At 69.2% G+C, this 25803-nt stretch carries 29 protein-coding genes; 10 read left to right on the plus strand and 19 right to left on the minus strand.

The window, feature by feature from the left end; translation table 11 throughout:
• Positions 1 to 436: 436 nt before the first annotated feature.
• Together AB0E90_RS16035 and AB0E90_RS16040 are read left to right on the plus strand one after the other, a co-directional pair.
• Positions 437 to 1069, plus strand: a complete 633-nt coding sequence (locus tag AB0E90_RS16035; protein ID WP_360405013.1) for a futalosine hydrolase — start codon at positions 437 to 439, stop codon at positions 1067 to 1069.
• Between the two features lie 71 nt (positions 1070 to 1140).
• Positions 1141 to 1953, plus strand: coding sequence for a 1,4-dihydroxy-6-naphthoate synthase (locus AB0E90_RS16040; RefSeq protein WP_360405016.1), 813 nt, complete (start codon positions 1141 to 1143; stop codon positions 1951 to 1953).
• Positions 1954 to 1958: 5 nt separating this feature from the next.
• Here AB0E90_RS16040 and AB0E90_RS16045 read toward each other — a convergent pair whose 3' ends face one another.
• The 3 genes from AB0E90_RS16045 to AB0E90_RS16055 all read right to left on the minus strand — a co-directional run bounded on the left by AB0E90_RS16045 (position 1959) and on the right by AB0E90_RS16055 (position 3222).
• On the minus strand, positions 1959 to 2345 hold the full coding sequence (locus AB0E90_RS16045; RefSeq protein WP_360405019.1) for a cold-shock protein: 387 nt from the start codon (positions 2343 to 2345) through the stop codon (positions 1959 to 1961).
• Between the two features lie 62 nt (positions 2346 to 2407).
• On the minus strand, positions 2408 to 3022 hold the full coding sequence (locus AB0E90_RS16050) for an HAD family hydrolase (protein WP_360405022.1): 615 nt from the start codon (positions 3020 to 3022) through the stop codon (positions 2408 to 2410).
• Complete coding sequence (locus AB0E90_RS16055) at positions 3019 to 3222, minus strand: hypothetical protein (RefSeq protein WP_360405025.1); 204 nt, start codon at positions 3220 to 3222, stop codon at positions 3019 to 3021. The genes AB0E90_RS16050 and AB0E90_RS16055 overlap by 4 nt, the downstream gene beginning before the upstream one ends.
• 84 nt (positions 3223 to 3306) lie before the next feature.
• On the opposite strand from AB0E90_RS16055, the gene AB0E90_RS16060 reads away from it, so the two are divergent.
• Together AB0E90_RS16060 and AB0E90_RS16065 are read left to right on the plus strand one after the other, a co-directional pair.
• Positions 3307 to 5733, plus strand: a complete 2427-nt coding sequence (locus tag AB0E90_RS16060; protein WP_360405028.1) for a helicase-associated domain-containing protein — start codon at positions 3307 to 3309, stop codon at positions 5731 to 5733.
• Positions 5734 to 5788: 55 nt separating this feature from the next.
• Positions 5789 to 7450, plus strand: coding sequence for a DNA repair helicase XPB (locus AB0E90_RS16065; RefSeq protein WP_360405031.1), 1662 nt, complete (start codon positions 5789 to 5791; stop codon positions 7448 to 7450).
• Here AB0E90_RS16065 and AB0E90_RS16070 read toward each other — a convergent pair.
• The 5 genes from AB0E90_RS16070 to ligD (AB0E90_RS16090) form a co-directional block, all read right to left on the minus strand.
• Positions 7447 to 7863 carry a hypothetical protein gene (locus tag AB0E90_RS16070; RefSeq protein ID WP_360405034.1) on the minus strand — a complete coding sequence of 139 codons (417 nt, stop codon included), beginning with the start codon at positions 7861 to 7863 and terminating at the stop codon, positions 7447 to 7449. The two genes, AB0E90_RS16065 and AB0E90_RS16070, sit on opposite strands and share 4 nt — an antisense overlap.
• Before the next feature lie 85 nt (positions 7864 to 7948).
• Positions 7949 to 8284, minus strand: a complete 336-nt coding sequence (locus AB0E90_RS16075; protein ID WP_360405037.1) for a PadR family transcriptional regulator — start codon at positions 8282 to 8284, stop codon at positions 7949 to 7951.
• Between the two features lie 76 nt (positions 8285 to 8360).
• Positions 8361 to 9752, minus strand: a complete 1392-nt coding sequence (locus tag AB0E90_RS16080) for an Ig-like domain-containing protein (protein WP_360405041.1) — start codon at positions 9750 to 9752, stop codon at positions 8361 to 8363.
• A gap of 57 nt (positions 9753 to 9809) precedes the next feature.
• On the minus strand, positions 9810 to 10721 hold the full coding sequence (ligD, locus tag AB0E90_RS16085; RefSeq protein WP_360405044.1) for a non-homologous end-joining DNA ligase: 912 nt from the start codon (positions 10719 to 10721) through the stop codon (positions 9810 to 9812).
• Positions 10711 to 11661, minus strand: a complete 951-nt coding sequence (gene ligD, locus AB0E90_RS16090) for a non-homologous end-joining DNA ligase (protein WP_360405047.1) — start codon at positions 11659 to 11661, stop codon at positions 10711 to 10713. The genes ligD (AB0E90_RS16085) and ligD (AB0E90_RS16090) overlap by 11 nt, the downstream gene beginning before the upstream one ends.
• An 85-nt stretch (positions 11662 to 11746) precedes the next feature.
• Here ligD (AB0E90_RS16090) and AB0E90_RS16095 point away from each other — a divergent pair, with 85 nt between their 5' ends.
• Genes AB0E90_RS16095 through AB0E90_RS16105 form a run of 3 tightly spaced genes read left to right on the plus strand, consistent with a single transcriptional unit; the run spans position 11747 to position 14437 of the window.
• Complete coding sequence (locus AB0E90_RS16095; protein ID WP_360405465.1) at positions 11747 to 12646, plus strand: Ku protein; 900 nt, start codon at positions 11747 to 11749, stop codon at positions 12644 to 12646.
• A 13-nt stretch (positions 12647 to 12659) separates the two neighbouring features.
• Entirely contained in the window at positions 12660 to 13148 is a 489-nt protein-coding gene (locus AB0E90_RS16100) for an NUDIX domain-containing protein (protein ID WP_360405050.1), read from the plus strand.
• An 11-nt stretch (positions 13149 to 13159) separates the two neighbouring features.
• Positions 13160 to 14437: an MFS transporter gene (locus AB0E90_RS16105; RefSeq protein WP_360405053.1), complete on the plus strand. Its 1278-nt coding sequence runs from the start codon at positions 13160 to 13162 to the stop codon at positions 14435 to 14437.
• Between the two features lie 458 nt (positions 14438 to 14895).
• On the opposite strand, the gene AB0E90_RS16110 is transcribed toward AB0E90_RS16105, so the two are convergent.
• The 4 genes from AB0E90_RS16110 to AB0E90_RS16125 form a co-directional block, all read right to left on the minus strand.
• Positions 14896 to 15450, minus strand: a complete 555-nt coding sequence (locus tag AB0E90_RS16110) for a hypothetical protein (protein ID WP_360405056.1) — start codon at positions 15448 to 15450, stop codon at positions 14896 to 14898.
• 401 nt (positions 15451 to 15851) lie between these two features.
• Positions 15852 to 17081: an MFS transporter gene (locus tag AB0E90_RS16115; protein ID WP_360405059.1), complete on the minus strand. Its 1230-nt coding sequence runs from the start codon at positions 17079 to 17081 to the stop codon at positions 15852 to 15854.
• Positions 17081 to 17647, minus strand: coding sequence for a TetR family transcriptional regulator (locus tag AB0E90_RS16120; RefSeq protein WP_360405062.1), 567 nt, complete (start codon positions 17645 to 17647; stop codon positions 17081 to 17083). Before AB0E90_RS16120 ends, AB0E90_RS16115 begins: the two co-directional genes overlap by 1 nt.
• A complete protein-coding gene (locus AB0E90_RS16125) occupies positions 17644 to 18210 on the minus strand; it encodes a sugar O-acetyltransferase (RefSeq protein WP_360405065.1) in 567 nt (188 codons plus the stop codon). The genes AB0E90_RS16120 and AB0E90_RS16125 overlap by 4 nt, the downstream gene beginning before the upstream one ends.
• Positions 18211 to 18261: 51 nt before the next feature.
• On the opposite strand from AB0E90_RS16125, the gene AB0E90_RS16130 reads away from it, so the two are divergent.
• Positions 18262 to 19386: a geranylgeranyl reductase family protein gene (locus AB0E90_RS16130; RefSeq protein ID WP_360405068.1), complete on the plus strand. Its 1125-nt coding sequence runs from the start codon at positions 18262 to 18264 to the stop codon at positions 19384 to 19386.
• Here the strand turns inward: AB0E90_RS16130 and AB0E90_RS16135 are convergent.
• From AB0E90_RS16135 to AB0E90_RS16160, 6 genes are all read right to left on the minus strand, one after another.
• Positions 19383 to 19913 (minus strand): DUF6226 family protein, encoded by a 531-nt coding sequence (locus AB0E90_RS16135; protein WP_360405071.1) that lies wholly within the window; start codon positions 19911 to 19913, stop codon positions 19383 to 19385. The two genes, AB0E90_RS16130 and AB0E90_RS16135, sit on opposite strands and share 4 nt — an antisense overlap.
• A gap of 61 nt (positions 19914 to 19974) precedes the next feature.
• Positions 19975 to 20172: a DUF397 domain-containing protein gene (locus AB0E90_RS16140; RefSeq protein WP_360405073.1), complete on the minus strand. Its 198-nt coding sequence runs from the start codon at positions 20170 to 20172 to the stop codon at positions 19975 to 19977.
• Between the two features lie 251 nt (positions 20173 to 20423).
• On the minus strand, positions 20424 to 20615 hold the full coding sequence (locus tag AB0E90_RS16145; protein ID WP_360405076.1) for a DUF397 domain-containing protein: 192 nt from the start codon (positions 20613 to 20615) through the stop codon (positions 20424 to 20426).
• A gap of 58 nt (positions 20616 to 20673) precedes the next feature.
• The gene (locus AB0E90_RS16150; protein WP_360405079.1) at positions 20674 to 21591 is read right to left on the minus strand and encodes a helix-turn-helix transcriptional regulator; all 918 of its coding nucleotides are present in this window, start codon (positions 21589 to 21591) and stop codon (positions 20674 to 20676) included.
• A gap of 174 nt (positions 21592 to 21765) precedes the next feature.
• Positions 21766 to 22209: a DUF6232 family protein gene (locus AB0E90_RS16155; RefSeq protein WP_360405082.1), complete on the minus strand. Its 444-nt coding sequence runs from the start codon at positions 22207 to 22209 to the stop codon at positions 21766 to 21768.
• 240 nt (positions 22210 to 22449) lie between these two features.
• On the minus strand, positions 22450 to 22674 hold the full coding sequence (locus tag AB0E90_RS16160; protein ID WP_360405085.1) for a DUF6232 family protein: 225 nt from the start codon (positions 22672 to 22674) through the stop codon (positions 22450 to 22452).
• Positions 22675 to 23159: 485 nt separating this feature from the next.
• Between AB0E90_RS16160 and AB0E90_RS16165 the strand changes: the two genes are divergently transcribed.
• Both AB0E90_RS16165 and AB0E90_RS16170 read left to right on the plus strand, forming a co-directional pair.
• Positions 23160 to 23618 (plus strand): DUF2231 domain-containing protein, encoded by a 459-nt coding sequence (locus AB0E90_RS16165; RefSeq protein ID WP_360405468.1) that lies wholly within the window; start codon positions 23160 to 23162, stop codon positions 23616 to 23618.
• Positions 23619 to 23811: 193 nt separating this feature from the next.
• Complete coding sequence (locus AB0E90_RS16170; RefSeq protein WP_360405088.1) at positions 23812 to 24351, plus strand: type 1 glutamine amidotransferase domain-containing protein; 540 nt, start codon at positions 23812 to 23814, stop codon at positions 24349 to 24351.
• Between the two features lie 47 nt (positions 24352 to 24398).
• Here AB0E90_RS16170 and AB0E90_RS16175 read toward each other — a convergent pair whose 3' ends face one another.
• On the minus strand, positions 24399 to 25592 hold the full coding sequence (locus AB0E90_RS16175) for a DNA polymerase III subunit delta' (RefSeq protein WP_360405091.1): 1194 nt from the start codon (positions 25590 to 25592) through the stop codon (positions 24399 to 24401).
• Positions 25593 to 25803: the final 211 nt, after the last annotated feature.

A 25803-nucleotide genomic window follows, 5' to 3' on the forward strand; every position in this document is an offset into this window, starting at 1 on the left:
TCCCGGTCCGGAATCAACCGCATCCACCGGCGCCACGAGCACCGCAGAGCGGCCGCACAGCGACGCAGGCCCGACCGGCGGACCGAACCCGCCTCGACCCCACCCCGGCCGACTCCGGCCCTGCGCCCACCCTTCCCGACATTTCGGATAAGCCGGAAAAGCGGAAGTGGGGCTTCGGAAAGCGGCGATCCGCGCCGCCCAGCGGACCGGACTCGCGTTCCACCCCGACCGCGCCGCCCGCCCAGACCCCGCCGGCCGCTGGACGCCCACCGACCGAGTCGCCGCCGCCTGCCGCCGATCACCGGCAAGCACCCACTCCCACCAGGCCCGACCCCGCGGCCCCGCCCGGCTTCCACGTCTACCGCCCCTCCTCGACCGGGCGCAACACCGGCAACGGCGGCGGCGAAACACGCTCCCCGGAGGATGACGACCGCTGATGCCGTACCCGCTGCTTGTGGTGACCGCGGTGGCCGCCGAGGCCGATGCCGTCCGCGCCGGGGCCGACCCCGGCAATGTCGTCGTCGAGCCGGTCGGCGTGGGGCCGGCCGCGGCCGGCGCCGGGACCGCCCGGCTGCTCGCTACCGGCCGCTACCGCGCGGTGATCAGCGCCGGCATCGCCGGCGGCTTCGCCGGGCGCGCGCCGGTCGGCAGCACCGTCCTCGGCGCCCGCAGCATCGCCGCCGACCTGGGCGCCGAGTCGCCGGACGGCTTCCTGCCGATCGAGGAGCTCGGCTTCGGGTCGAGCGTGCTGGTCGCCGACCCGGTGCTGCTGAAAGGCCTGACCGGCGCGCTGCCCGACGCGCTGGCCGGTGACGTGCTCACCCTGGCCACGGTCACCGGCACGGCCGCGACCGCCGCGATTCTCGCCGCCCGTTTCCCGGCCGCGATGGCCGAGGCGATGGAGGGCTTCGGCGTGGCGACCGCGGCGGCCGGCGCCGGGCTTCCGTTCGCCGAGCTCCGCACGATCTCCAATCCGATCGGCCCCCGGGACCGGGCGGCGTGGCGGCTGAAAGAGGCCTTTAGCGCGTTGTCCACAGCTTCGGGCGCCCTGTGGACAGCCTGTGGATAACCTCACGATGTGGGGTGGAAGACAGGTGGTGTTTCGGGCGAGGCGGCCGTTACCGGACTAGCGTGTCGACCGTGGCGCTTTCACTCGCGGTCTCTCCGTGTCCCAACGACACGTTCGTCTTCCACGCCCTGGTGCACGGTCTGGTGCACGGCGCTCCCGAGGTCAATCTGACCTTCGCCGACGTGGACGTCACCAACACGGCGGCCGAGCGTGGCGAGTTCGACCTGGTCAAGGTCAGCTACGCGGCACTGCCCTGGCTGCTCGACGATTACGACCTGCTGCACACCGGCGGCGCCCTCGGCCGTGGCTGCGGCCCGCTCGTCCTGGCCCGCACCGCCGACCAGGACCTGACCGGCGCCCGGGTGGCCGTTCCCGGTGACCGCACCACCGCTTACCTGTTGTTCCGTCTCTGGGCCGAGGGCAAGCAGCCCGGCCAGATCGACGTGGTCCCGTTCCACCAAATCATGCCGGGTGTCGCCGACGGCACCTACGATGCCGGCCTGGTCATCCACGAGGCCCGCTTCACCTACCAGCGCTACGACCTGGTCGCGCTGGCCGACCTCGGCGAGTGGTGGGAGGGCGACACCGGCCTGCCGATCCCGCTCGGCGCGATCCTGGCCCGCAAGGGCGCGGTCGACCCGGCGCAGGCCACCGAGTGGATCCGCAACTCGGTGAGCATGGCGTGGGCCAACCCGGACGCGAGCCAGGAGTTCATCCTCGCGAACGCGCAGGAGATGGAGCCGGACGTGGTGAAGCAGCACATCGATCTCTATGTGAACGAGTTCACCCTGGAACTGGGCCGGGACGGACTCGCCGCCGCCGACGCTCTGCTTCAGCGTGCGGCGGCGGCGGGTCTGACGCCAACCGTGAAACCGTTCCTCTAGGGGATTTAGATCTCGAACTCCCGCGCCACCGCGTGCGCGACCTGCGCGATCGTCGCCGCGGTCTTCTTGTCGGGGTAACGACCGCGGGACAGGGTCGGCTGCACCTGCTGCTCCAGCACCTTGATCATGTCTTCGATCATGCTGTGCAGCTGGTCGGCCGGGCGCCGGCGCAACTCCGCCAGGGACGGCGGCGCATCGATCAGCTTCACGCCCATCGCCTGCGCACCCTTGCGGCTGTCCACGACACCGAACTCGACCCGTTGACCGGCTTTCAGTTCCGCCGTTCCGGCCGGCAACGCGCCCTTGGGCAGGAAGACATCCCCGCCCTCATCGCTGGTGACGAAGCCGAATCCCTTCGCCGCGTCGTACCACTTCACTCGACCCGTGGGCACCGCTGACCTCAACTTCACTCAATGGAAACAACCGCTCACCGCCAGGCTACTGAAAGCGAGCACTACGGCCCAACTGCAATCTCGCGCAGCAGCTCGGGGAACGGGACGAGGTCGGGCAGTACGTACGAAGCGCCCGCCGCGCGGAGGTCATGCGCGCTGCACGGGCCGGTGGTCACACCGATGCCGGGAACACCGGCGGTGCGGGCCGCGATCATGTCGGCCGTGTGATCGCCCACATACCAGCGGACGCCGTGCTCGGTCACCGCCGCCGCCTTGCCCTCGGCGAACAGGTCGCCGGCCAGTTCGTCGACGACCATGCCGAGGTGGTCCAGGTGCAGCCGGGCCAGCCGGCCCAGCTTCGAGGTCACCACGACGACGCGCAGGCCCAGCTCGCGCACGGCGGCGAGGGCCTCGATCGCGCCCGGCGTGGGCACACTGGGCGTGATCGCGTAGTCCGGGTAGAGCCCCCGGTAGGTGTCGACCGCCTCTTCGACGTCCTCGGCCGGGAACCATGCGCTCAGCTCGGTGCGCAGCGGCGGCCCGAGCCGGGTGACCGCCAGATCGGCGTCGACGAGGACGCCGGTGGCGGCGGTCAGCGCGCGGTAGGCCGCATGGATCCCGGGCCGGGAGTCGATCAGGGTCATGTCCAGATCGAAACCGACCGCGGGTGGGGTCACGCCGGGGTCGACGGGATGTAGATCAGGCTTTCCACCGGCAACGGGAAGGTCTGGTCGTCACCGAACGGCGACGGCGCCGCGGCCCGATCGGAGATCAGCTCGGCGACGTTCAGGTGGCCCTTGGCCGACACCGGCTTGGTCTGACGCGCTCCGGCGCCACCCCGCACGTCGGTTCCCGGCAACTTGTTCTGAGCGGCCACGGATCTCCCCTTCAGGTATTCACTGGACCGGACGCCTCGCCCGGACACCTCAATATCGTCCCACGGCCGCTAGCGTTGAGCTTGATGGCCACCACATTTGCCGATCAACTACGGTTGCTCACCGACGAGGCGCTGGGCGCGCTCATTCAGCTGCGCCCCGACCTCGTCGTGCCCGTGCCCGCCGACATCTCGGCGCTGGCCGTTCGGGCTCAGTCACGCGGTTCGGTCGCCCGCTGTTTGGACGGCCTGGACGAGTTCACTCTGCGCATCCTCGACGCGGCCCGCCTGAGCCGCTCCGCCGACACGGCTCTGACCTCGGTCGATGCCATCCTCGAGCTGGCCGGCAGCAACGCGCCGGACGACGTGCGGGTGGCGCTCGACCGGCTCCGCGTGCGGTTCCTGCTCTACGGCCCGGCCGACGCTCTGGCGGTCACCGGCGCGGTCGACGAGGTCACATCGCCCTACCCAGCCGGGCTCGGCCGCCCCGCCGACTACCTCGACCCGCAGACCGCCGCGCTCTGCGCCGACAAGGCCAAGCTGCGCCGTGCGGTGCTGGCTGCTCCGGCCGGCGCCCGCGCCGTGCTCGACCGGCTCGCCGCCGGGCCCCCGATCGGCGCGCTGACCAGGGAAGCGGTCGCCGAGCCGGTGCGCTGGCTGGTCGAACAACACATTTTGGTGCCGATCTCGGAGGCCGGCCGGGCGCCGCGCCCCGACGGCGAGCTGGTCGAGCTGCCCCGCGAGGTGGGCATGCTGCTGCGCCGGGAGACCGGCCCGCTCGGCGAGCTGCGCCCGTTCCCGCCGGTGCCGGCGGCCTCGTCGCGCGACCGGAAATCGGTCGACTCGGCCGGCGCCGGCCAGGTGATGGAGGCCGTGCGCAGCGCGGAGGCACTTCTCGAGGCGCTCGGCGCCGAGGCCGCGCCGATGCTGCGGGCCGGTGGGCTCGGCGTGCGCGACCTGCGCCGGCTGGCCCGCTCGGCCGGTCTCGACGAGGCCGGGGCGGCGCTGCTGATCGAGATCACCTACACGGCCGGCCTGCTCGGCGAGAGCGACGCGACCGGCATCTCCCGCTCGGTGACGGTGAGCCGGGCCGGCGGCGCGGTCGACGAGATCTTCCTGCCCACCGGTTCGTACGACCTGTGGCGGGCGCTGAGCATCGCCCAGCGCTGGCACACCCTGGCCCGGGCGTGGCTGGCGATGACCCGCCAGCCCGGCCTGGTCGGCGCTCGGGACGACCGGGACCGGCCGATCAACGCGCTGGCCCCGGAGGCCGAGCGGGCCGGTGCGCCGCAGGCCCGCCGGGAGGCCCTGCTCGTGCTGGCCGGCCTCGAACCGGGAACCTCCCCCACCGTCGACGGGGTGCTGGAGCTGCTGGCCTGGCAGGCGCCCCGTCGTGCCCGGGGCCGGGAGGCGGCGCACCGGGACGCCCTGGCCGGCGCCGCGCTGCTCGGCGTGACCGCGCTGGGTGCGCTCACGTCGTACGCGCGGATTCTGCTCGAGGACCCGGAAGAGGACGAGAACGACCCGCTCGGTGTCCGGGCCGCGGTCACTCAGCCGCCGCCCGACGCGGTCCGCACCCTGGACGCGCTGCTGCCGGCCCCGGTCGACCACGTCCTGGTGCAGGCCGACCTGTCGGTGGTGGTGCCCGGCCCGCCCGAGCCCGAGTTGGCCGCCGAGCTCGAGGTGGTGGCCGAGCCGGAGTCGGCCGGTGGCGCCAGCGTCTTCCGGGTCACCCCGGCCAGCGTGCGCCGCGCGCTCGACGTCGGTTACACCGCGAACGACCTGCACTCGCTGTTCAAACGCCGGTCGCGGACGCCGGTGCCGCAGACGCTCACTTACATGATCGACGACGCCGCCCGGCGGCACGGCGGTCTGCGGTCCGGTTCGGCCGGTTCCTATCTGCGCAGCGACGACGAGGCGCTGATCGCCGAGGTGGTCGCGGACAAGCGGCTCGCCCCGCTGGGCCTGCGGCAGATCGCGCCGACGGTGCTGGTCAGCCCGATGCCGGTGGCCCGGCTGCTGGCGCAGCTGCGCGACGGCGGTTTCGCACCGGTCGCCGAGGACGCGGGCGGGGCGGCCGTGCTCTCCCGTCCCAAGGTCCGGCGCGCTCCCACCCGTACCTCTCTGGCCTCTCGATTGGCCGACCAGGCCGGGCCCCCCGCCCTGGCCGGACCCCGACTGGCCGGGGTGGTCGAGCAGTTGCGCCGGGGCGACATCGCCACCCGGGCGGCCCGCCGCGCGCCGGTCACCGTTCGCGCCGCGAACGGGCAGAGCGTGACCGGTCTCACCTCGGTGCAGCGGCATGGCGAGGCGATGGAGGTGTTGCAGCAGGCGGTCCGGGACAAGGCCCGGGTGTGGGTCGGTTACGTCGACTCGCACGGCGCCACGCTGTCTCGGCTGGTCCGCCCGGTGTCGCTGAGCGCCGGATACCTGCGGGCCGAGGACGAGCGCACCGAGACGCTGCACACCTTCGCCCTGCACCGGATCACCGCGGCGGTCACCGAGGAGGAATAGGGCCGCGTCACGAGGCCGTGGCAAACTGGAGGGTCGGCTTTATGAGGGGACTTCCGTGAGCAACGGGCCATTGATCGTGCAGTCGGACAAGACGCTGCTACTCGAGGTCGATCATCCGGACGCGCAGGCGTGCCGGATGGCGATCGCGCCCTTCGCCGAGTTGGAGCGCTCGCCGGAGCACGTGCACACCTACCGGTTGACCCCGCTCGGGCTCTGGAACGCGCGGGCGGCCGGCCACGACGCGGAGAGCGTGGTCGACTCGCTGATCAAGTTCTCCCGTTACCCGGTGCCCAACGCGCTGCTGGTCGACGTCGCCGAGACGATGGACCGCTACGGCCGGCTGCAGTTGGCCAACGATCCGGTGCACGGGCTCGTCCTGCGCGGCCTCGACCGGATCGTGCTGATCGAGGTGGCGAAGTCGAAGAAGCTGGCCGGAATGCTCGGCGCCAAGATCGACGACGAGACCATCGTGGTGCACCCGTCCGAACGCGGCCGGTTGAAGCAGGCCCTGCTCAAGCTGGGCTGGCCGGCCGAAGACCTGGCCGGTTACGTCGACGGCGAGGCGCACGAGATCTCTTTGAAAGAGGACGGCTGGACGCTGCGCTCCTATCAGCAGGAGGCGGTCGACGGCTTCTGGGCCGGCGGCTCCGGCGTGGTGGTGCTGCCCTGCGGCGCCGGAAAGACGCTGGTCGGCGCGGCCGCGATGGCGACGGCGTCCGCTACGACTTTGATCTTGGTAACCAATACCGTCGCCGGCCGGCAGTGGAAACGCGAGCTGATCGCCCGCACCTCGCTCACCGAGGAGGAGATCGGCGAGTACAGCGGCGAGCGCAAGGAGATTCGCCCGGTCACCATCGCGACCTACCAGGTGCTCACCTCTCGCCGCGGCGGCGCGTTCACCCACCTCGACCTGTTCGGCGCCCGCGACTGGGGCCTGGTCATCTACGACGAGGTGCACCTGCTGCCCGCGCCGATCTTCCGGTTCACCGCCGACCTGCAGGCCCGCCGCCGGCTCGGCCTGACCGCCACGCTGGTGCGCGAGGACGGCCGTGAGGGCGACGTCTTCTCGCTGATCGGCCCGAAACGCTACGACGCGCCCTGGAAGGACATCGAGGCGCAGGGCTGGATCGCGCCGGCCGAGTGCGTCGAGGTGCGGGTCACGCTCACCGACGCCGAGCGGATGACGTACGCGGTGACCGAGGCCGAAGATCGGTACCGCGCGGCCGCCACCGCACGCACCAAGCTGCCCGTGGTGAAGGCCCTGGTCGACAAGCACCCGGACGAGCAGGTGCTGGTCATCGGCGGCTTTCTGGACCAGCTGCACACCCTGGGCGAATATCTCGACGCCCCGATCGTCGAGGGCTCGACCACGAACAAGGAACGGGAGCGGCTGTTCGAGGCGTTCCGCCAGGGTTCGCTGAAGACGCTGGTGTTGTCCAAGGTCGGCAACTTCTCGATCGACCTGCCCGAGGCGGCGGTGGCGATCCAGGTGTCCGGCACGTTCGGCTCCCGGCAGGAGGAGGCTCAGCGCCTCGGCCGGGTGCTGCGGCCGAAGGCGGACGGCCGGCAGGCGCACTTCTACACGGTCGTCTCCCGCGACACGATCGACACCGATTACGCGGCGCACCGGCAGCGCTTCCTGGCCGAGCAGGGGTACGCGTACACCATCGTGGACGCGGACGACGTGCTCGGCCCGCCGCTTCCGCAGGTCGACTAGGAGGCGGCCGGCACCGGCAGGCTCGGCGCCGGTGCCGGCGCGCGCTCCATCTGCGCCGGGCTCTCGGTCGAGGAGCTGACGAAGAACGCGCTGGCGCAGAGGAGAAGCACCAGCACGACGCCGACGATCGCGGCGATCAGCCAGCCCCCTCGGAACTGCCGCCTGGCCGGGGGCGGCGTGACCGGGCCGAACTCCTCGTGCGCGGCGGCCGCTACCACGTCGGGGCTGCCGAGCCGCTCGAGCACCTCGATCAGCTCGCCCTCGGTCTGGATGTTGCGCTCGGCGCGTTCGCTGGCGATGTGCGCGGCCAGGTCGGCCAGCAGCTCGCGGCGCTGAAGCACGGGCAGCCCGGCCAGCCGGACGTCGACCTCGTGCAGGTACTCCGCGACGACGTCAGTGTTCTTGGTGTTCACGCTGAGCCCTCCATTGGCATGCCCTTCTGGCCCTCGCCTGCAACGCCGTCTTCCGGTGCGGCTGGGTGCCGCTCGGTGCAGGCGGTCATGCCGGCTCACTGGTCCCCACGAGACGATCAACGGTCTGACGGAACGAAACCCATTCGGTGCGAAAGTGCGTGAGCGCGGAACGCCCGTCGCTGGTCAGTGCGTAATAGCGCCGGGGTGGCCCGGACGGCGACTCGGCCCACTTGCTGTCCAGCCAGCCGACCCGGCGCAGCCGGGAGAGCAGCGGATAGATCGTGCCCTCGCTGGCCGCGAGGTTGGGCTCTTCGCCGAAGCGGCGGACGATCTCGGTGCCGTATCGGTCTTCGTGCTCGACCATGGCCAGCACACAGAACTCGAGGGTCCCGCGGCGAAGGCTGGTCGCCAGTTCTGCCATGCGTGACACAGTACCTTGCCACGCAAGGTAGGTCCATAAAAAGAAACCCCGCCGACGTACGCCGACGGGGAGTCCTTTAGCGACGGTAGGTACGCGCGGTCGTGTACGTGATGTTGCCCGCCCGGTCGTACGCCCGAAGTTGCATCTTGATCTTCTTGCCGTACTTCGACGCCTTGAACGAGAACGCGTACCCGGCCTTGACGTCCTTCGCGACCAGCTTGCCGTTGAGCAGCAGCTCGACCCGATTGACGCCGTTCCGGTCGCTCGCCGCCGCGGCGATCTTGACGGTGCCCTTCACCTTCGCGTTGTTCTTCGGCGCGCTGGTGAGCCGGAGGGCCGGCTTGGTGTTGTCCACCGTCACGTAGCGGGTGAACGTCGACGAGTTACCCCAGGAGTCCACCAGGTACCAGGTGACCGGGCGCCGCCCGTCCGCACCGGCCGCGATCGAGCTCGCGTACGGCGCGGTGAAGTCGCTGGGCGCGCCGACCAGCGTGGCGTACTGGACGCCGGTCACGTCGGCCGCCTTGAGCGTGCTGGTGATGCGGGAGCCCCGCACCAGCGCGCCGTTCGCAGGCGTCATCGCGGTGACCACCGGCCCGGACCCGTCGACCCGGAAGGTGAACTCATTGATCCGCTCGTTGCCCCACTCGTCCCAGGCCAGCAGCCAGCCGCTCCCGGTCCGGCTGGTCTTGCCGAAGTCGTAGTCGATGTACCGCCCGGTCGAACGCAGCTGCCCGTCCGCCCAGAACTCGATCCGGTCCACCTTCGACGCGTCCGTGACGGTGGTGTAGATCCGGCTGTGCCCGGTCGGCAGGATGTCGCCATGCTCGCCCGGCTCCGGGCTGACGTACGGCCCCGAGTAGTCGGGGTAGTAGCTGCGGATATAGGTGTAGCTGTTCCCGGCCAGGTCGGTGACCTCGATGGTGAGGAACGAGTTGGTCTTCGAGTCGATCTGCGCGACCCATGGCGCCGCGGTCACCCGAGCCAACTGCGCCCCGGTCCGGACGTCGCGGACCGCCATCTCGGCGATGTCGTCCGGCACGTCGGTCGCGGTGACCGGGACCAGCCCGTGCACCACCGTCTCCGTCGCCGGCGTGAGCTTCACACCGGTCGGCGCGACGACATCGACGTGCACCCGGGTGGTCGCCTCCGCGCTCTCGTCGCCGGACCGGACCCGAACGGTCACGTCCAGGTCCTTGCCGTCCTCGCTGCTGGCGAACCGCAGCGTGAGCCCCGTGGACTCGACCGTGGCCGGAACGTACTGCGACACCCGACTGTTGATCATCACCTCGATCCCGGTGATGCCGGAACCGGTCCACACCGGGTGGACCACCGTCCGGTTGCCGACCCGCTGACCCTCGGTGAGCCCGGTCGAGACGTCGGAAACCGCGGCGAACGCGGGCGTGCCGTTCGCCAGAATCAAAGAACCGATAAATGCCGCAATAGCGGCCGAACGCACTCTGCGCACTTGCTGCCTCCCCGTAATGGCAGGCGAAGAGTACGAGAGATCGTCAATGAATGTCGATCACGAATTCGGCACTTTTGGTCCCGGAACCAGGAGCTCCTCGAGCAGGTCGCCGTGCTCCTCGATCCGGTCCAGCACCTCGGCCGGCCGATAGTGGTGCGGCTCCTCGGCGCCGGTGCCGACGGCCTCCACTTCGTCCCAGGTCAGCGGGGTCGAGACGGTCGGAAACTCCTGCGCCCGCAACGAGTACGGCGTCACCGTCGTCTTCGCCGCGGCGTTCTGACTCCAGTCGATGAAGATCTTTCCCGGCCGGATGGCCTTCGCCATCTTCGCGGTGATCGAGCCGGGCACCATCGCCGCCAGCTCCTCGGCCACCTTTTTGGCGTACGCCGAAACGACCTCCGCATCCTGCGTTCCGGAAATGGGGCAGCACAGCTGCATGCCCTTCTTCCCGGACGTCTTCGGCAGTGCCGTGATCCCGTCCTGGCCCAACCGGTCCCGCATCAGCACCGCCACCGCGCAACACTCCCGCAGCCCGGCCGGCGCCCCCGGATCAAGGTCGACCACCAGCAGATCCGGGTTCTTCCCGATCTTCCACTGCGGAGTGTGCAGCTCGAGCGCCGCCAGATTGGCCAGCCAGACCAGGGTCGGCAGGTCGTCCACCACCACGAAGTCGACCGTCTCCCGGCTCTTCGTGGACCCCGGCACCGGGAGTGTCTCCAGGCGCACCCAATCCGGCGTACCCCCCGGCTTGTTCTTCTCGAAGAAGTGCACGCCCTCGACGCCGTTCGGATAGCGGATCCGGGTCACGGCCCGGTCCCGCAGATGCGGCAGCAGGACCGGCGCGACTCGCGTGTAGTAGTCGACCACCTCGCCCTTGGTGAACCCGGCGGCCGGGAACATCAGCTTGTCGAGGTTGGAAAGCTCCAGGTCACGGCCCTCGATCGAGACCGGGAACCGGTCAGGAGCCATCCTCTTCCTCCTCCACGCACTCGGCCGGGGTCTTGTCGTCGCGGACCCGCAGGAAGCGCGGAAAACGCAACCGGCCGTCCGGGGTGCGATTGCCGTACCGCACCTCGACCACCAGCTGCGGATCCACCCAGTGGGCGCCTCTCGCATCCTCCCGCGGAACCGCGCCGGGCGCGAACGGAGAATCCCGCCGGCCAAGTGGCTCCAAGGCGGCCAGCAGCTCCTTCTCGGCGACCGCGCCGATGCCGCCGCCCACCCGGCCACGAAAAATCAGACCCTCCGGGCCCGGAACCCCGACAAGCAGACCACCAAGCTTGCGTACGCCGGCGCGCCACCCGCCGATCACGTAGTCGCCGGTCCGGTCGAACTTGACCTTGACCCAGTCCGGCGATCGGGCACCAGGCAGGTAGACCGAGTCGGTGCGCTTGGCGACCACGCCCTCGAGGTGGTTCTCCCGGGCCGCCGCCTCGGTGGCCGGCCCGTCGCCGAACGACGGCGGCACCATCCAGTTCTGGCCGGCCAGCCCCAACTCCTCCAGCCGCTCCCGCCGGGCCAGGTAGGGCAGTCCGGTGTAGTCATCGCCGTCGTAATAGAGCAGGTCAAAGACCATATACGTGACCGGCGCGGTGATCGCCAGCCGAGCCGCCCGGCTGCGCTCGCGCACATGCATGCGCTCGGCCAGCGCGGTGAACGACGGTCGCCCGGCCGCGTCGAGCACCACCATCTCGCCGTCCAGCAGCGTGCCCTCCGGCAGGTGCAGGTCGGCGATTTCCGGGTATGCCGAAGTCACCACCGCTCCGGATCGCGCGAACAGGTCGGGCGGACCACCGGCGAACAGGGCGAGAACACGCACCCCGTCCCACTTGAACTCGTAGCTCCAGGCCGGCCCGACCGGCAGCGCACCCGCGGTGGCGAGCATCGGGGACAGAGGCGCACCGGGCACCCGATCACCTTAGGCAGGACGGAACACCTTACGCAGGCGTCTCACAAATGCCATCCTGATCGTGACTGACGAGGGGATATTCACGATGCGAGCGATCTGGAAGGGCGCGGTCTCGTTCGGCCTGGTGTCGATCGCCGTGAAGCTGTACTCCGCGACGGAGGAAAAAGACATCCGATTCCACCAGGTGCACCGCACCGACGGCGGCCGGATCAAGTACCAGCGCACCTGCTCGGTCGATGGCGAAGTGGTCAGCTACGACGACATCGCCAAGGGCTACGACATCGGTGGCGGCGAGATGGTCATCCTCACCGACGAGGACTTCGCCGACCTGCCTCTGACCACGTCCCGGGCGATCGACGTGCTGCAGTTCGTCCCCGCCGACGACATCGACCCGATCCTGTTCGCCAAGACCTACTACCTCGAACCCGAGGGCCAGGCCGCCAAGCCGTACGTCCTGCTTCGCGACGCCCTGAAGGACGCCGACCGGGTCGCCATCGTCAAGATCGCCATCCGCCAGCGCGAGCAGTTGGCCACCCTGCGCGTCCACGAGGACGTGCTGGTGCTCAACACCATGCTCTGGCCCGACGAGGTGCGCACCCCCGAGTTCGGCTTCCTCGACGAGGAGATCGAGGCCCGCCCGGCCGAGCTGGCCATGGCCGGCTCGCTGATCGACTCGATGGCGGGCAGTTTCAAGCCGGAGGAGTTCACCGACAACTACCGGGCCGCGCTGCAGGAGGTCATCGACGCCAAGGTCGAGGGCCGGGAGATCGTGCAGCCGGAGGAGACCGAGGAGGCCCCAGCGGCCGCGATCGACCTGATGGCCGCGTTGAAGGCGTCGGTCGAGCGAGCCAAGAAGGCCCGGGGTGAGGAAGCTTCCCCGCCGGCAAAGAAGGCGCCGGCTGCGAAAAAGGCCGCACCGGCGAAAAAGGTCGCACCGGCCAAGAAGGCCGCTCCCGTCAAGAAGGCGGTCAAGAAGTCCGCGTGACTAGAGTTGGCCCGTGGCATTGACGTGGGCAGAGTCTTATCTCGGCAAGGTACGAGCAAGCATCGGCGACACCGACACCATTCTCTTCGTCGGCGCGCGCGGCGTGCTCTTCGACGAGCAGGGGCGTTTGCTGCTGATCCAGCGTTCCGACAATCAGCGGTGGGCGATCCCGGCCGGCGCCATGGAGCTCGGCGAGAGCATGGAGGAGTGCGCGATTCGCGAGGTGTGGGAGGAGACCGGCCTGCGGGCGACGTCGCTGACCCCGTTCGCCTTCTATACGGCGTACACCTACACCAACGACTACGGGCACACCTACCAGCAGATCCTGATGAGCTTCCGGATCGACAGCTGGGAGGGCGAACTGCTGAAGCAGACCGACGAGTCGATCGACGCCGGCTTCTTCCCGCTCGACGAACTGCCCGGCCCGAAGTCGTTCGTCATCGACGAGACCCTCCGTGACCTTGCACAATTCCAGGAGACCGGGCGCCTAGTGCTCAAGTAGCGTCGCCCGTCGTGAGCAAGCGCAAACACTTCGGGATGGACCTCAGCCCGCTGAGATCCCGTGACTTCCGGCTCGTCTTCTCCGGCGGCACCATTTCCGGTTTCGGGTCGTTCATCACCTACGTCACCATCCCGTACCAGGTAGCGAAGCTCACCGACGACCCGCTGATGGTCGGCCTGCTCGGCGTCTGCGAGCTGGTCCCGCTGCTGGTGATGTCGTTCGTCGGCGGCGCACTGGCCGACTACGTCGACCGCCGCCTGCTGGTCCGGGGCGGCGAGTTCGCGCTGGCCGCACTCACCGGAGTGCTGCTCATCAACGCACTGAGCGACGAACCACACCTGTGGCTGCTCTACGTGATCGCCGCCCTGGCCGCGACGGTGGACGGCCTCCAGCGTCCGGCGCTGGAGGCGATGATCCCCCGCCTGGTGGAGCCGGAGCAGCTACCCGCAGTCATGGCGATCAACTCACTCGGCTTCCAGATAGCCCAGCTGGGCGGCCCGGCCCTGGCCGGCCTGCTGATCTCCGCCGTAGACCTGGCCTGGGTCTACGCCTTCGACCTGCTGACTTTCGCGGTGTCGCTGACCTGCCTGACGCTGGTCCGCGCGGTCCCGCCACCCCCGTCCGCCGACCGCCCGTCCCTAAAATCAGTGGTCACCGGCGTGCGCTACGCGAAATCACGACCCGAACTGCTCGGCACCTACCTGGTCGACATAAACGCCATGTTCTTCGGCATGCCCCAGGCCCTGTTCCCGTTCCTGGCTATGCAGTTGGGCGGCCCAAAAATCCTGGGCCTGCTCTACGCGGCCCCCGCAGCCGGCGCGATGGTGGCCACCCTGACCTCAAGCTGGACCGGCCGAGTCCACCGACACGGTTTGCTGGTGCTGATCGCAGCCGCATTCTGGGGCCTGGGCATAGTCGGCGTAGGCGTCTCGAACACCCTGTGGCTAACCCTTTTCTGCCTGGCTTTCGCCGGCGCCGCCGACATGATTTCCGGCATCTTCCGCTCCGTGATCTGGAGCCAAACGATCCCCGACCACCTACGCGGCCGCCTGGCCGGAATCGAAATGCTCTCCTACACAACCGGCCCCCTGCTGGGCCAGCTGCGCTCCGGCCTGATGGCCCGAACCCGCCTGGGCGTAACCGGCTCCATCTGGCTGGGCGGCGCCCTCTGCATAGCGGGCACGCTGACGTTGGCCGCCGCCCTCCCCCGCTTCTTCCACTACAACGGAAAAGACGGCCTAACCCAAAAGAAAGCCGCCGACGAGGCTTACTTAGCCGCAAACACCTAAACCTTTTCCAGTACGGCCGAGCACCAGCCCCGCCGCACACGGCCGGCCCACTGCACCACCCGCCGATCACCCAGCTACCGGCCCGGCCCGCCCCACCGCCCAGCTCGCAGGCCACCCCCGCATCGCCCTCAAACGCGCCCAAGCCCACTCCAAAGCAGACGCCCCCTCCCACCCACCGCCACCCCTGCAAAACCGGGCCCACAGCAAGCACCCACCCGCTTAATTGCTCGCAGCCCGCCCGTCCCACTGCGGGTTCGCTCGCGAGACCGGCGCCAGATGTTCGTTGATTTCGGTGCCACCTCGCGAGCTGGCACGGCGCGAATGTTCGCGAGAACGGGCTCCACTTGTCGACCTTGGCGGGAGCACTGGTCAGCTCGGCAGCTGTTCTTTGAGTAACTCTCTGTCAACGTCCCCAAGGGGCGGCCGACGCGCGACGCGATTCTCGGGCTGGGTCGCGACTACTCGATCTCGGGCCAGCGAGCGGCGAGCGTCGCGAGATCGACTTCGCTGGCCGGCCAGCAGACCTCATCACCGTCGCCCTCTCGATCAAATACCAAGCAGACGGCCCCGACAGATTCGGCCAGACCGGTGAAAACACCCTTGATGCACGCCGACTGCTCGAACAACAGGCTCATGCCTGTGGTGGCTGCGGTGAAATCCAGCCGCGAATAGCCGGGACGCAACCCACAGTCCCTCCAGAAATACAGATAGATCGAACCGACCCAGATTCGCCCCAGCGCGTCCGGATGCTCCTGCCTCCCCTCGCACCGCTCCGCTTCGGCCCACGCCCGGATCGCCTCGTCGCCGACCGGGAAGTACAGGCACGTGTCCAGCGACCAGTGGTCCCCGTCGTCCGATGGCTCACCTCGGAACGGCAGTGTGATCTGCTCGCCGCCAGGCACGACGACAGTCACCGACCCGATCCCTTCCCGGGCAATCGAAGCGACCACCTTCAGCGCATGGCCGACCGCGTGAGTCGGCAGGTAGAGGTCGTATCCGTAATCGATCCCCATCAGCCCACCCCGCCGAACTTTCGCCCTCGCATCAGCAATCTCCCTTTTGGCCACCGGCACCCATCACTATGCGTGACCGCGGTGCCGCCTCGGGCGGCAGGGTAACGGTCGTCGCTGAGGGTGGTCCCGCAGCCCGCAGCCCGCAGCCCGCAGCCCGCAGCCCGCAGCCCGCAGCCCGCAGCCCGCAGCCCGCAGCCCGCAGCCCGCAGCCCGCAGCCCGGGCGATTGTGTCCGCGGGGGGTCGGGTCTGTGACTGGCTCCGGTTCGACTTCCTGGGCGATGCGGGCGGAGCCTGCGAGCCGGGGTGCCGTCGGGGCCGGCCGGTAGCGGGGTGATCGGCGAGTGGCGCGGTGAGCTGGCCGTGCGCCACGGGACCGGGCCTCAGCCGTACTGGCAAAGGTTTATGACGCCTGGCCGGTGGGGCGCAGTGGCTTTACCGATTCGGCCAGGGTGACTGCCAAGAAGAGCAGCGCGACCACCGCGAGCAGGGCCTTCAGGACGGTTACATGGTCGCCGAGGAAGCCGACCAACGGTGGGCCGCCCAAGAAAGCGCAATAGCCGATCGTGGCGACCACGCTGACGCGCGGTGCGGCGTGGGCTGGGTCGTCGGCGGCTGCGCTCATGCCGACCGGGAAGCCGAGTGAGGCGCCCAGGCCCCACAGCAGCACGCCGAGGAAGGCCAGCGCCGGCACCGAGCCGAAGACGAAGAGGGCCAGGCCGGCGAGGCTTACTGCGGCGAGGGCGCGGACCACCGGCACCCGGCCGTAGCGGTCGAGCCAGCCGGGGCCGAACCAGCGGCCGATCGTCATCGCTGCCAGGAACGTGGCGAAGGCGAGGGTGCCGACCGTGGCGGGGACGCCGTAGCCGTCGATCATCGCGATGCTGATCCAGTCGAGGCCGGCGCCCTCGGTGAACGCGAAGGCCAGCACGAACAGGCCGATCAGCACCGTGCGGGGTTCGCGCCAGGTGGCCAGGGCGCGGGCGACGCGGCTGGCCGGTGGGGCGGCGTGCACCGGGTCGATGGGCACCGGCGGTTCCAGGTCTTCCGGCTCGTCGGCCATGAACGCCTGCACCGCCGGCATGACGATGATTGCCACCAGGATCGCGGAGATCATCAGGTGCACCGTCACCGAGACGTGCAGGGCCACCGCGGCCGCGCCGAGCAGGGCGCCGGCCACCGTGCCGATGCTGTAGCCGGCGTGGAAGCGCGGCATGATCGCCCGGCCCAGGTGCCGTTCGACGACCGTGCCCTGCACGTTCATGGCGACGTCCCAGCCGCCGTTCGCAAAGCCGTAGCAGAACAGTGCGATCACGACCGGCGCGACGCCGAACTGGTAACCGATCGCAGTCGCGGAGAGTGACACGCCGAGCAGCGCGGCCATCGCGGTTACTGTCCGGCGGGATCCGAAGTGGGCGACGATCTGCCCGGCGAGCAGTAGCGACACGATCGAGCCGGCCGCGATGGCGAGCAGCACCAAGCCGAGTCCGGACGGCGTGAGCGAAAGCTCGTCGCGCACCTGCGGGATGCGCGCGGCCCAGCTCGCCCCGGCGAATCCCATCAGGATGAAGGCCGCATAGACACCGCGGGTGGCGGCCCGGACGGGGGTGGCGACGGCGGTGGCCGAGCTCATCACGGCAGTCCGAGGAGCCGGCCGACGATCGCCCGGGTGTCCGCCCGGTCGAATGTGGCGGTGGAGAGCGTGAGGTGCATGGCCAGGCCTTCGATGAGGGCGTCGACGCCGCGGGCGGTCACCGGATCGACGAAGCGTTCCAGCACGGCGCGTGAACGGCGCATCCAGGACTCGGTCACGCCGCGTAACGCCGGGTTGCGCAGGGCGGCCAGATAGAGCTCGTACGCGACGGCCCAGTCACTCGGTGGCGCGCCGGCGTCGCCGTGGATGAGGTCGGTGACCGCGTCGGCGAACCCGGTGAGGTCGCGAACGTCGTCGAAGTGCGCCTCGTAGAGCGGCGACATCCGCTCGGCATGCCGGCTGAAGGCCTGTTCGAGCAGTTCTTCCAGGCCGGTGAAGTGATAGGTGATCGAGCCGAGCGGCACGTCGGCCGCGGCCGCGATGCGCCGGCTCGTGGTTTCGGCGACGCCGTGCTGGGCGATCACCTCGATGGCCGCGTCGACGATGCGGCTCTTGCGATCGGGGTCGTAGCGGCGGGCCGCTCGCGCGGCCGGGACGGCGGTCACGGTTCGACCGTCCGGATCACCCGCGCCGGATTCCCGACGGCGACCACGTTCGGTGGCAGGTCCTTGGTGACCACGGCACCGGCGCCGACCACGGTGTTGTCACCGATGGTCACGCCGGGCAGGACGATGGCGCCGCCGCCGAGCCAGACGTTGTGCCCGATGGTGATCGGCTTGGCGGCCTCCCACTTGTCCCGGCGTGGTCCGGCCGCGACCGGATGCAGCGCGGTGAGCAACTGCACGTTGGGCCCGATCTGCACGTCATCGCCGACCGTCACCCGAGCGACGTCGAGGCTGATCAACCCGAAGTTCGCGAAGGTGCGCGCGCCCACGAAGGTCTGATAGCCGTAGTCGCAGCGGAACGGTGGCCGGATCTCGCTGTTCTCGCCGAACGCGCCGAGCAGGTCGGTGAGCAGCTCATGGCGCAGCGCATGATCGTTTGGATCGGCCGTGTTGAGGCGGTGGGTCAGCGCCATGGCGCGCTCCGAGTCGCGGGCGAGCTCCAGGTCGTCGGCGATGTAAAGCTCACCGGCGAGCATCCGCTCTCGCATGGTCCGGGTCTCCATACCGACAATGTACGCTCGTACACAACCACCGGAAGGCGCTAAGCTGCGCTCGTGATCGCTGAGCCGCCCTGGGATGTCGCCATAATCGGGGCCGGTCCGGCCGGGCTCGCCGCCGCACACGCCGCGGCCGATGCGGGCGCCCGCACGATCGTGCTCGAGCGCGCCACCCACCCGCGTTACAAGACCTGTGGTGGCGGTTTGATCGGCACGTCGCTGGCGATAGCCGGGTCACACATCAAGGTGCCCGGCCGCGACACGATCAACGCCGTCACCTTCAGCCGGACCGGCCGGCTGACCTTCACCCGGCGCTCCCGCCGGCGCCCGCTGCTGACCATGGTCCGCCGCGACGACTTCGACCATGCCTGGTACGCCGCGGTGGTCGCGGCGGGCGCCACGGTCCGGCAGAACGCCCAGGTCCGCTCGGTGACACACGACGAGAGGACGGCAACGGTCACGCTGAGCGACGGCACCGAGATCGTGGCACGCACCGTGATCGGCGCCGACGGATCGGCCAGCGTCACCTCCCGCCACGTCGGCGTGACGCTCGACCAGCAGGATCTGGGCCTCGAGCTGGAGCTCGCCGCCACCCCGGCCGACCGGGAGACCTGGCGCGGCCGGGTCCTGCTCGACTGGGGCCCCTACCCCGGCTCGTACGGCTGGGTCTTCCCGAAGGACGACGAGCTCACCGTCGGTGTGATCATGACGAAGGGCCACGGCGCCGAGACCAAGCAGTACCTTCACGACTTCGTGGCGCGGCTCGGCCTGGCCGACCGCAAGGTGGTCCGCGACTCCGGCCACCTGACCCGATGCCGGCGCCCGGACTCCCCGCTGCGCAACGGCCGGGTGATCGTCGCAGGCGACGCGGCCGGCCTGCTCGAACCGTGGACCCGCGAGGGCATCAGCTTCGCGCTGCGCTCCGGCACCTGGGCGGGCGAGGCCGCCGCCCGTGACGACCTCGCCGGTTACGAGCGCCGGATCGGTGCGGAGCTCGTCCCCGAAATGGCCGCCGGCCGCCACATGCTGGGCGTTTACACCCGCCGTCCGCTGCTGGTGCACGCCGCGATGGCGACGCCACTGGGCTGGCGAGCCTTCCAGATGTTCTGCCGCGGCGAGCTGGCGATGGCCGACGTCATCCACCGGCCCGGCATCAAGGCGGCGGTGCGCCTCCTCGGTTAGGAACGCCGAGGCCAGGGCGCCCACTGGACCGGGGCCGCGAAACCGCTGCGCCGGGCCTCCCGAGAATCCCGCGCGGTCAGCGGGCCTTCCCGCCGCGCGCTGACACCGACTCCGATCAGCCGGGTCTCGAACCACGAGCCACCGACGCCGCGCCGCACCCGTTCCCACAGGCCACCCTCGACGAGCGCGCCGACCTGCGTGCGCATGACCTCGGCCAACTCCTCCGGATCTTCGCCGCAGTCGTCACACCCGCAGGCCGGCAACGCCTCGGCCCACCATCGGCCGAGGCGCACCGTCAACCCCGGGAAGTCGGTGAACGCAACAGCAAGGGGTCCGGCCGCCGGCGTCCGGGGAATGAGTCGCACCATCCGCACCAAAGCCTCGGTAGGCCCGAGCAGCTCCTTGCTCTCCCGCCGTTCCACCATGAACCGCTGGGCGAGACTGTCGAGCAGCGACTCGGCCGCGTCGTGCAGGACCGCGAAGCGCGCGGTCGAGGTGGCGTGCGGGTCAGCCCTCACCTGGCCCATTATGCCGCCGGTGACCTGGGACGACCCGGGTGTTCACCGAGGTTGGCAGATGTTGCACGGCTCAGGCGTCGAACTCGCCGGCCTTGACGGACGACACGAACGCGGCCCAGCCGGCCGAGTCCACGGACAGGACCGCGCCGTCGGGGTCCTTCGCATCACGTACGAGGTAGGTCTGGCCCACCGTGGCGATCTCGACGCAGGTGTTGTTTGCACAGCGGGACGAACGCCGCCATCGCAACTTCTCCGTCAGATTGATCATTTCCGCACCTCCGTGACGGTTCCCGTCATCCACGGTAAGGGAACGGCAACAGAGCAGGCAGGAGATGACATGAGTGAAACCCGACAAATTGCGGCATTCATTACAGAAAATGGCTCAATGTCAGCCAGGTTTACGTCGTTTAAGTCCTCTATGTAACGTGTACGGCCAAAAGACGCTTGGCCCCGCGCCCTGAGCTGGCACCGATGGCAGCCGGCTCGGGAGCACCTCGGAGCGCGAGGCCAGCGCCTGCATCAAAAGCTGAACTCGCCCTGGTTCACACCTTCGACGAAGGCCGACCACTCTTCAGGGGTGAAATGCAGCGGAGCGCGGTCCGGGTTCTTCGAGTCGCGAACCATTACGCCGCCCTCGACCTTGGCGACCTCGACACACGCGTTGCTGGCGCATTTGCTGCTCTTGCGCCAGTTGACCGAGATGGACTCCATTGTCTCTCCACACAAAAGGAACCCGCAGCCCGAACCGGCCTGCAGGCTCGGGTGATATCTAAGGGTTCTTCCTGTGGCGGATCTGCGCTTCCAGGTCCTTGATTCGGTTACCCATGAAGTCGATTGTGTCTTCCTCGGTAACCGCAGCGTTCCAAATTTTATCGAAGCGCTCGTGATGCTTTCGGACCGTCTGGTCCTCCACGATCTCGTCCTGCAATCCGGTCTCCCGATAGAGAACTTCGCTGCGCTCTTCGGGCTTCCCGGACTTTAGGGTAAGCAGGTCGAACGTGGCGTTGTTGGTCACCGCCGAGTCAAAGTCGAACGGAATCATCCGTAGTTTAATCTTGCCCTTGGTGACCAAGCCGTAGAAATCGCGCAACTGCTCGAGAAATACCTCCGGAACGCCGAGAGTGCGGCGGAAGACCGATTCGTCGAGGAGAGCGTAGATGGTGAGTCCGTTACCCAACCGACTCAACACGGTGTCGCGGCGGAACTGCCGAATCTCGACCCGGATCCGCCGCGTCTCCTCTGCGATGTCGTCGTCCGTGTAGGTCTCGAGGTTGGCGTGCCCGTAGGCGGGCGTCTGCAGCAGCCCGGGCATGTAGTAGACCTGGTAATACCTGATCTCGATGGCCTCGGCTTCGTACTCGATCAGGCGGAGCATCGCGTCGGTCAAGTGGTCCCGCATGCCGGGCTGCTGGTACCACGCCTTCCGTTGCCGGGTGCGAGCGATCTTGGCGAAGGCCAGCAGCTCGGCAACTTCTGTCCGATCCTTGACATTGAGGAACGTCAGCAGCGGCTTAAGATCATTGGGCGCGATGCTCACGTCGCCATTTTCAATCCGAATGACTTTGCTGAGAGACCACTCCATGGCCTCGGCGACCTGCGGCTGCGTGAGTTTCGCCTTTTCTCGGGCGTCACGAAGCGCCAGTCGCACGTTTCGGCGCGCGATGGTCGGCGAGACGTCCTCGGCCACGGTGTCTGGTCAGTCCTTCGAGATCATCAAGGTAAACGCGCCACCTCGCAGCTTGCCACCCGTCAGGCGGCGAGGTGGCATCATGCTATCCACTGTCCTACCAAAACGACGAAGCGCTTACTTGGTGTTTCTCAAAAAGAGATGAGTCACGAACCGATCTCTCGTCGTGGTCGCTCAGCCGGCTGCCGCGGGTGACCGGTAACGAGCCCCCGCAGCGTTCTCCAAGGCCCGGCTCAGACCGCGCTTGACCTGGTTGAACGTGGTGATGTCGCGCGTCGAGTAAATAATCGTCTCGCGCCCGCGATGCACTGCGCGGATCTCCCAGCAGGGAACCGTCCGCCGCCGGAATGTGGCCATCGCCACCATTGCCACCGCCACGCCGGCGAGCGAGAGCCGGACGGCGACGGCGTCGACGAACATCGCACTCACCGCTATGCCCGCTGCGGCCATGCCTGCCGAGGCGATGACTTCGGTGCGCGGACCGGACACCTTGGTATTACGGCGGATCACGCGGACCTGGCGCAGGTGCGCGATGTCGAACGAGCGGAGCGAGCCGGCCAGCCACAGAAACTGGTGCTCGGTGATGATCGCCTCTTGGCCTCGGTAAAACACCCGCATGTCCACTCCCTCGGCCGGGCGCACGAGAAGGACTGATCAGACAGCAGAGGGCGGCTGGTAGAGAAGCAAAAGCGGCACTTGGTTGCCGCCAAGTGCCGCTGTTGACTGCTCCCCTCGAACTTCCGCCCTCCGGACTGTCTGTAATCGAGTATCCATGGCCAACTGTCGCCTGGCTACCCCTCAATCAGCTAGTTGGCACATTGCGCACAGGCTGGTTCGCGCCGGCCGCATCGTGGCTGGTCAGGCTGCTTCTCTGTCCCACGGCTCGGTCTCCTCCAAGGCCCGCCGGAGGGCTCGGACGACCTGGTTGAACACCCGTTCGTCGGCCGAGGTGTAGAGAGCGATGGACCGGCCCCGGTAATCCGCCCACAGTGCCCACTCCCGTGTGCTCAACTGGGGACGGAACAGGGCCTCGACGAGGCGGCCCGGAACGGCGATGCGGACGTTGCGCAGCTCGCGGATCACGAACTGACCTGGCCGGGGATGGCGCCGAACAAAGAGTTCGCTGGTCACCACAGCTTCGCGCCCGCGGTAGTAAAGACGCATTACGAACCCCCTTCCCGTACTCCTGGCAAGAAGCTCCTTGCGAGAAGCGGGAAAGGGGAGCCACCATTGGCGCAGAGAGAATTCCCCGCCTCGCTCGCGCCACTTCGGATCTTCCGCCGTGGCGGCGGAGCCTGGAGGCGACAACGGCACCCGGTTGCCGCCGGGTGCCGCTGCCTTGGATCCCTCTTCCGAACTCCGCCCTTACCTCAAGTAGAACATGCCACCCGGCACTTCGCCACTGTTCAACCTGCCACGTTGCAGATTGCATCCAAGCTAAGTAGATGTCGTGCCATCCGTCACCCTGGCCGTCGTGTGGCGTTTCATTCATGTACGTCCCGGGTAGGCCAGTTGCGACCAACCACGACGAATTTTCGATATTCGCAGGTAGGAAGGGCGTTGACCGAATGGAGAGCCGGCTGAGCATCGCAGGGCAAGCGGTGCAACCTATCCTCGTGATGTTCCCGCTCGGCCTGTTCTCGATGGCCGTGATCTTCGATCTGGCGAACATCACCGGCGCCCCCGACGTCCTCGGCACGCTGGCCTACTGGAACATCGTGGCCGGCCTCACCGGCGGATTCCTGGCGATGCTGGCGGGCGCGATCGACACCGCTCTCGTGCGCCGCCCCACCGCGAAGCGCATCGGCGTCCTGCGCTCCCTGCTCAACATGGGCGTGCTTTTTCTGTTCGCCGTCATCCTGATGGTGCGGGTCGGTGCCAACGACCGCGCCGCCGGCGTCGGCCTGTTCCTCATCGAACTGCTCGCCCTGGCCTTCGCCGGTTTCGGCGCCTGGTTCGGTGGCCAGCTGGCGAACGGCCGAACCCCCGCCTTTGCCAAGGCCGCCCTCGGAAACCGCGGCTACTGAAAAGACTTTTCCAGTACGGGCAATGCCAAGTCACGTGGCGCACGGACCAGGTCCGTGCGCCACGCGCTTTTCACCCGGCTACCGGCCCGGCCTGGTGGGAGAGCCTGGTGGGAAAGACGGCCTCGCACCCGACGTTTGCGGCGCCAACCGCCGGGAACGCCTTGGGTAGGGGGCTATCGAAAGGGCTGACACGATGAGCACGCGGCTTCGGGGTAAGCGAGTGGCATTCCTGGCGACCGACGGCGTGGAAGAGGTGGAATACACAGAACCGCGGAAAGCCGTGGAAGCGGCCGGCGGCATCGCGGAACTGATTTCGCTCAAGGACGGCGACATTCAGGCCGTCAACCACCTGGACAAGGCCGGCACCTATCACGTCGACCACACGGTCCGGGAGGTCGCGGCCGCCGACTACGACGCTCTGGTGCTGCCCGGCGGCGTGGCCAACCCGGACTTCCTGCGCGCCGATGCCGACGCCGTGCGCTTCGTCCGCGACTTCGTCACCGCGGACAAACCGGTGGCCGCCATCTGCCACGGGCCGTGGACGCTGATCGAGGCGGGCGTGCTGAACGGCCGCACCCTGACGAGCTGGCCCAGCCTGCGCACCGACCTCTCCAACGCGGGCGCGACCTGGGTGGACGAGGAAGTCTTCGTGGACGACCGGCTGGTCACCAGCCGCAAGCCGGACGACCTCCCGGCCTTCTGCGAGGCCATGGTCGACCGCTTCGCACACTGAGCGACACGAGACGCCCCTCCCCACGGAGGGGCGTTTTTCCGGTCCGGTCAGCCGCGCCACAGAGTGAGCATCATCGCCTCGACGGCGATATCCGGCTTCACGTTCTGGTCGATGGCGTCGCGGCAGGCCAGCACGGCCTCCAGGCGGCGCAGCGTGCTCTCCGCCGTCCACTTGCCGGCGGCCGCCGCCGACTGGGCCGCCACGTCGGTGTGCACCACCGAGACCGGCGCCCGCAGCGTCGTGACGAGCACATCGCGATAAAAGCCGGCCAGGTCGACCAGCGCGCGGTCGAGCGCATCCCGTTTCGAGCGGGTGGCCCGTGACTTCTGTCGTTTCTCCAGCTCTTTGATCTGGCCGGCGGCGCCGCGCATGGCGCCGGCCGCGCCCCGGCCGGTGCCGCCCGCACCGAGCGCCTGCTCCAGGGCGGCGCGCTCGGCCGCGTCGGCCTCGATGAAGGTCTCCGCGGACTCCGCCTCGGCCGCCTTGATCAGGGCGGCGGCGGCCTCAAAGCAGGCGCCGACCCCGGTCAGGCGCCGTGGCACGGCCAGCACCGCCTCACGCCGGCCACGGGCCTCCGCATCCCGGGCCAGTCGTTTCGCGCGCCCCACGTGCCCCTGAGCGGCAGCGGCGGCCCAGGCCGCCACGTCGGGGGCGATGCCGTCGCGCCGGCTCAGCACCTCGGCGACCGCGGCCGCCGGCGGCTGGCGCAAGGTGATCACGCGGCAGCGGGAACGGATGGTCACCGAGATGTCGTCGGGGTGGGTGGACGGCGTGCACAGCAGGAACACCGTGCGCGGCGGCGGCTCCTCGATCGCCTTGAGCAGCGCGTTGCCGGCCTGCTCGGTGAGCCGGTCGGCATCCTCGATGACGACCACCTGCCACCGGCCGCCCGAGGGCGCGCTGGCCGCGCGCAGCACGAGGGCGCGCATCTCGTTGACGCCGATGGACAGCCCCTCGGGCACGACGAAGCGCACGTCGGCGTGGGTGGCACCGAGCGCGGTGTGGCAGCCGTGGCACTCGCCGCAGCCGATGCCGCCGCGCTCGCACTCGAGCGCGGCCGCGAACGCCCGCGCCGCCACCGACCGGCCCGACCCGGGCGGCCCGGTGAAGATCCAGGCGTGGGTCATCGCGCCGGCCGGGACCTCCTCACCGGCGGCCACGCGCGCGGCGGCCGCGGCGGCCCGGCTCAGCGTTTCCACCGCCTCGTCCTGGCCCACCAGGTCAGCGAAGACGTCACTCACGCCCCGAATGGTATTGCGCACCACCGACAAACTCCGCTTCGCCCAGCTCAACCGGCCGGCCGGAGGCCGGGGACGGCCGTTCGCCCGCGCCTGGCCGGTCCCTGCGGACGGGGCGCGATCGTGCGGTTGGGTGGGGTCCTCGGCGTACCTCTGGAAGGGTTTATCCACAGGGGACAACTGGCCGTAGCGGTGGGGTAACGCGAGCGGGTAC

Source organism: Actinoplanes sp. NPDC026619, from assembly GCF_040638295.1.
In the GTDB taxonomy this organism is placed as follows: domain Bacteria; phylum Actinomycetota; class Actinomycetes; order Mycobacteriales; family Micromonosporaceae; genus Actinoplanes.

Bases quoted from the DNA above. Each gene is read 5' to 3' on its own strand.
- AB0E90_RS16035 (WP_360405013.1), top strand. From the start codon at position 437: ATGCCGTACCCGCTGCTTGTGGTGACCGCGGTGGCCGCCGAGGCCGAT.
- AB0E90_RS16060 (WP_360405028.1), top strand. From the start codon at position 3,307: ATGGCCACCACATTTGCCGATCAACTACGGTTGCTCACCGACGAGGCG.
- AB0E90_RS16075 (WP_360405037.1), bottom strand. From the start codon at position 8,284: ATGGCAGAACTGGCGACCAGCCTTCGCCGCGGGACCCTCGAGTTCTGT.
- ligD (WP_360405044.1), bottom strand. From the start codon at position 10,721: ATGGCTCCTGACCGGTTCCCGGTCTCGATCGAGGGCCGTGACCTGGAG.
- AB0E90_RS16095 (WP_360405465.1), top strand. From the start codon at position 11,747: ATGCGAGCGATCTGGAAGGGCGCGGTCTCGTTCGGCCTGGTGTCGATC.
- AB0E90_RS16110 (WP_360405056.1), bottom strand. From the start codon at position 15,450: ATGGGGATCGATTACGGATACGACCTCTACCTGCCGACTCACGCGGTC.
- AB0E90_RS16115 (WP_360405059.1), bottom strand. From the start codon at position 17,081: ATGAGCTCGGCCACCGCCGTCGCCACCCCCGTCCGGGCCGCCACCCGC.
- AB0E90_RS16125 (WP_360405065.1), bottom strand. From the start codon at position 18,210: ATGGAGACCCGGACCATGCGAGAGCGGATGCTCGCCGGTGAGCTTTAC.
- AB0E90_RS16135 (WP_360405071.1), bottom strand. From the start codon at position 19,913: ATGGGCCAGGTGAGGGCTGACCCGCACGCCACCTCGACCGCGCGCTTC.
- AB0E90_RS16140 (WP_360405073.1), bottom strand. From the start codon at position 20,172: ATGATCAATCTGACGGAGAAGTTGCGATGGCGGCGTTCGTCCCGCTGT.
- AB0E90_RS16145 (WP_360405076.1), bottom strand. From the start codon at position 20,615: ATGGAGTCCATCTCGGTCAACTGGCGCAAGAGCAGCAAATGCGCCAGC.
- AB0E90_RS16155 (WP_360405082.1), bottom strand. From the start codon at position 22,209: ATGCGGGTGTTTTACCGAGGCCAAGAGGCGATCATCACCGAGCACCAG.
- AB0E90_RS16165 (WP_360405468.1), top strand. From the start codon at position 23,160: ATGGAGAGCCGGCTGAGCATCGCAGGGCAAGCGGTGCAACCTATCCTC.
- AB0E90_RS16170 (WP_360405088.1), top strand. From the start codon at position 23,812: ATGAGCACGCGGCTTCGGGGTAAGCGAGTGGCATTCCTGGCGACCGAC.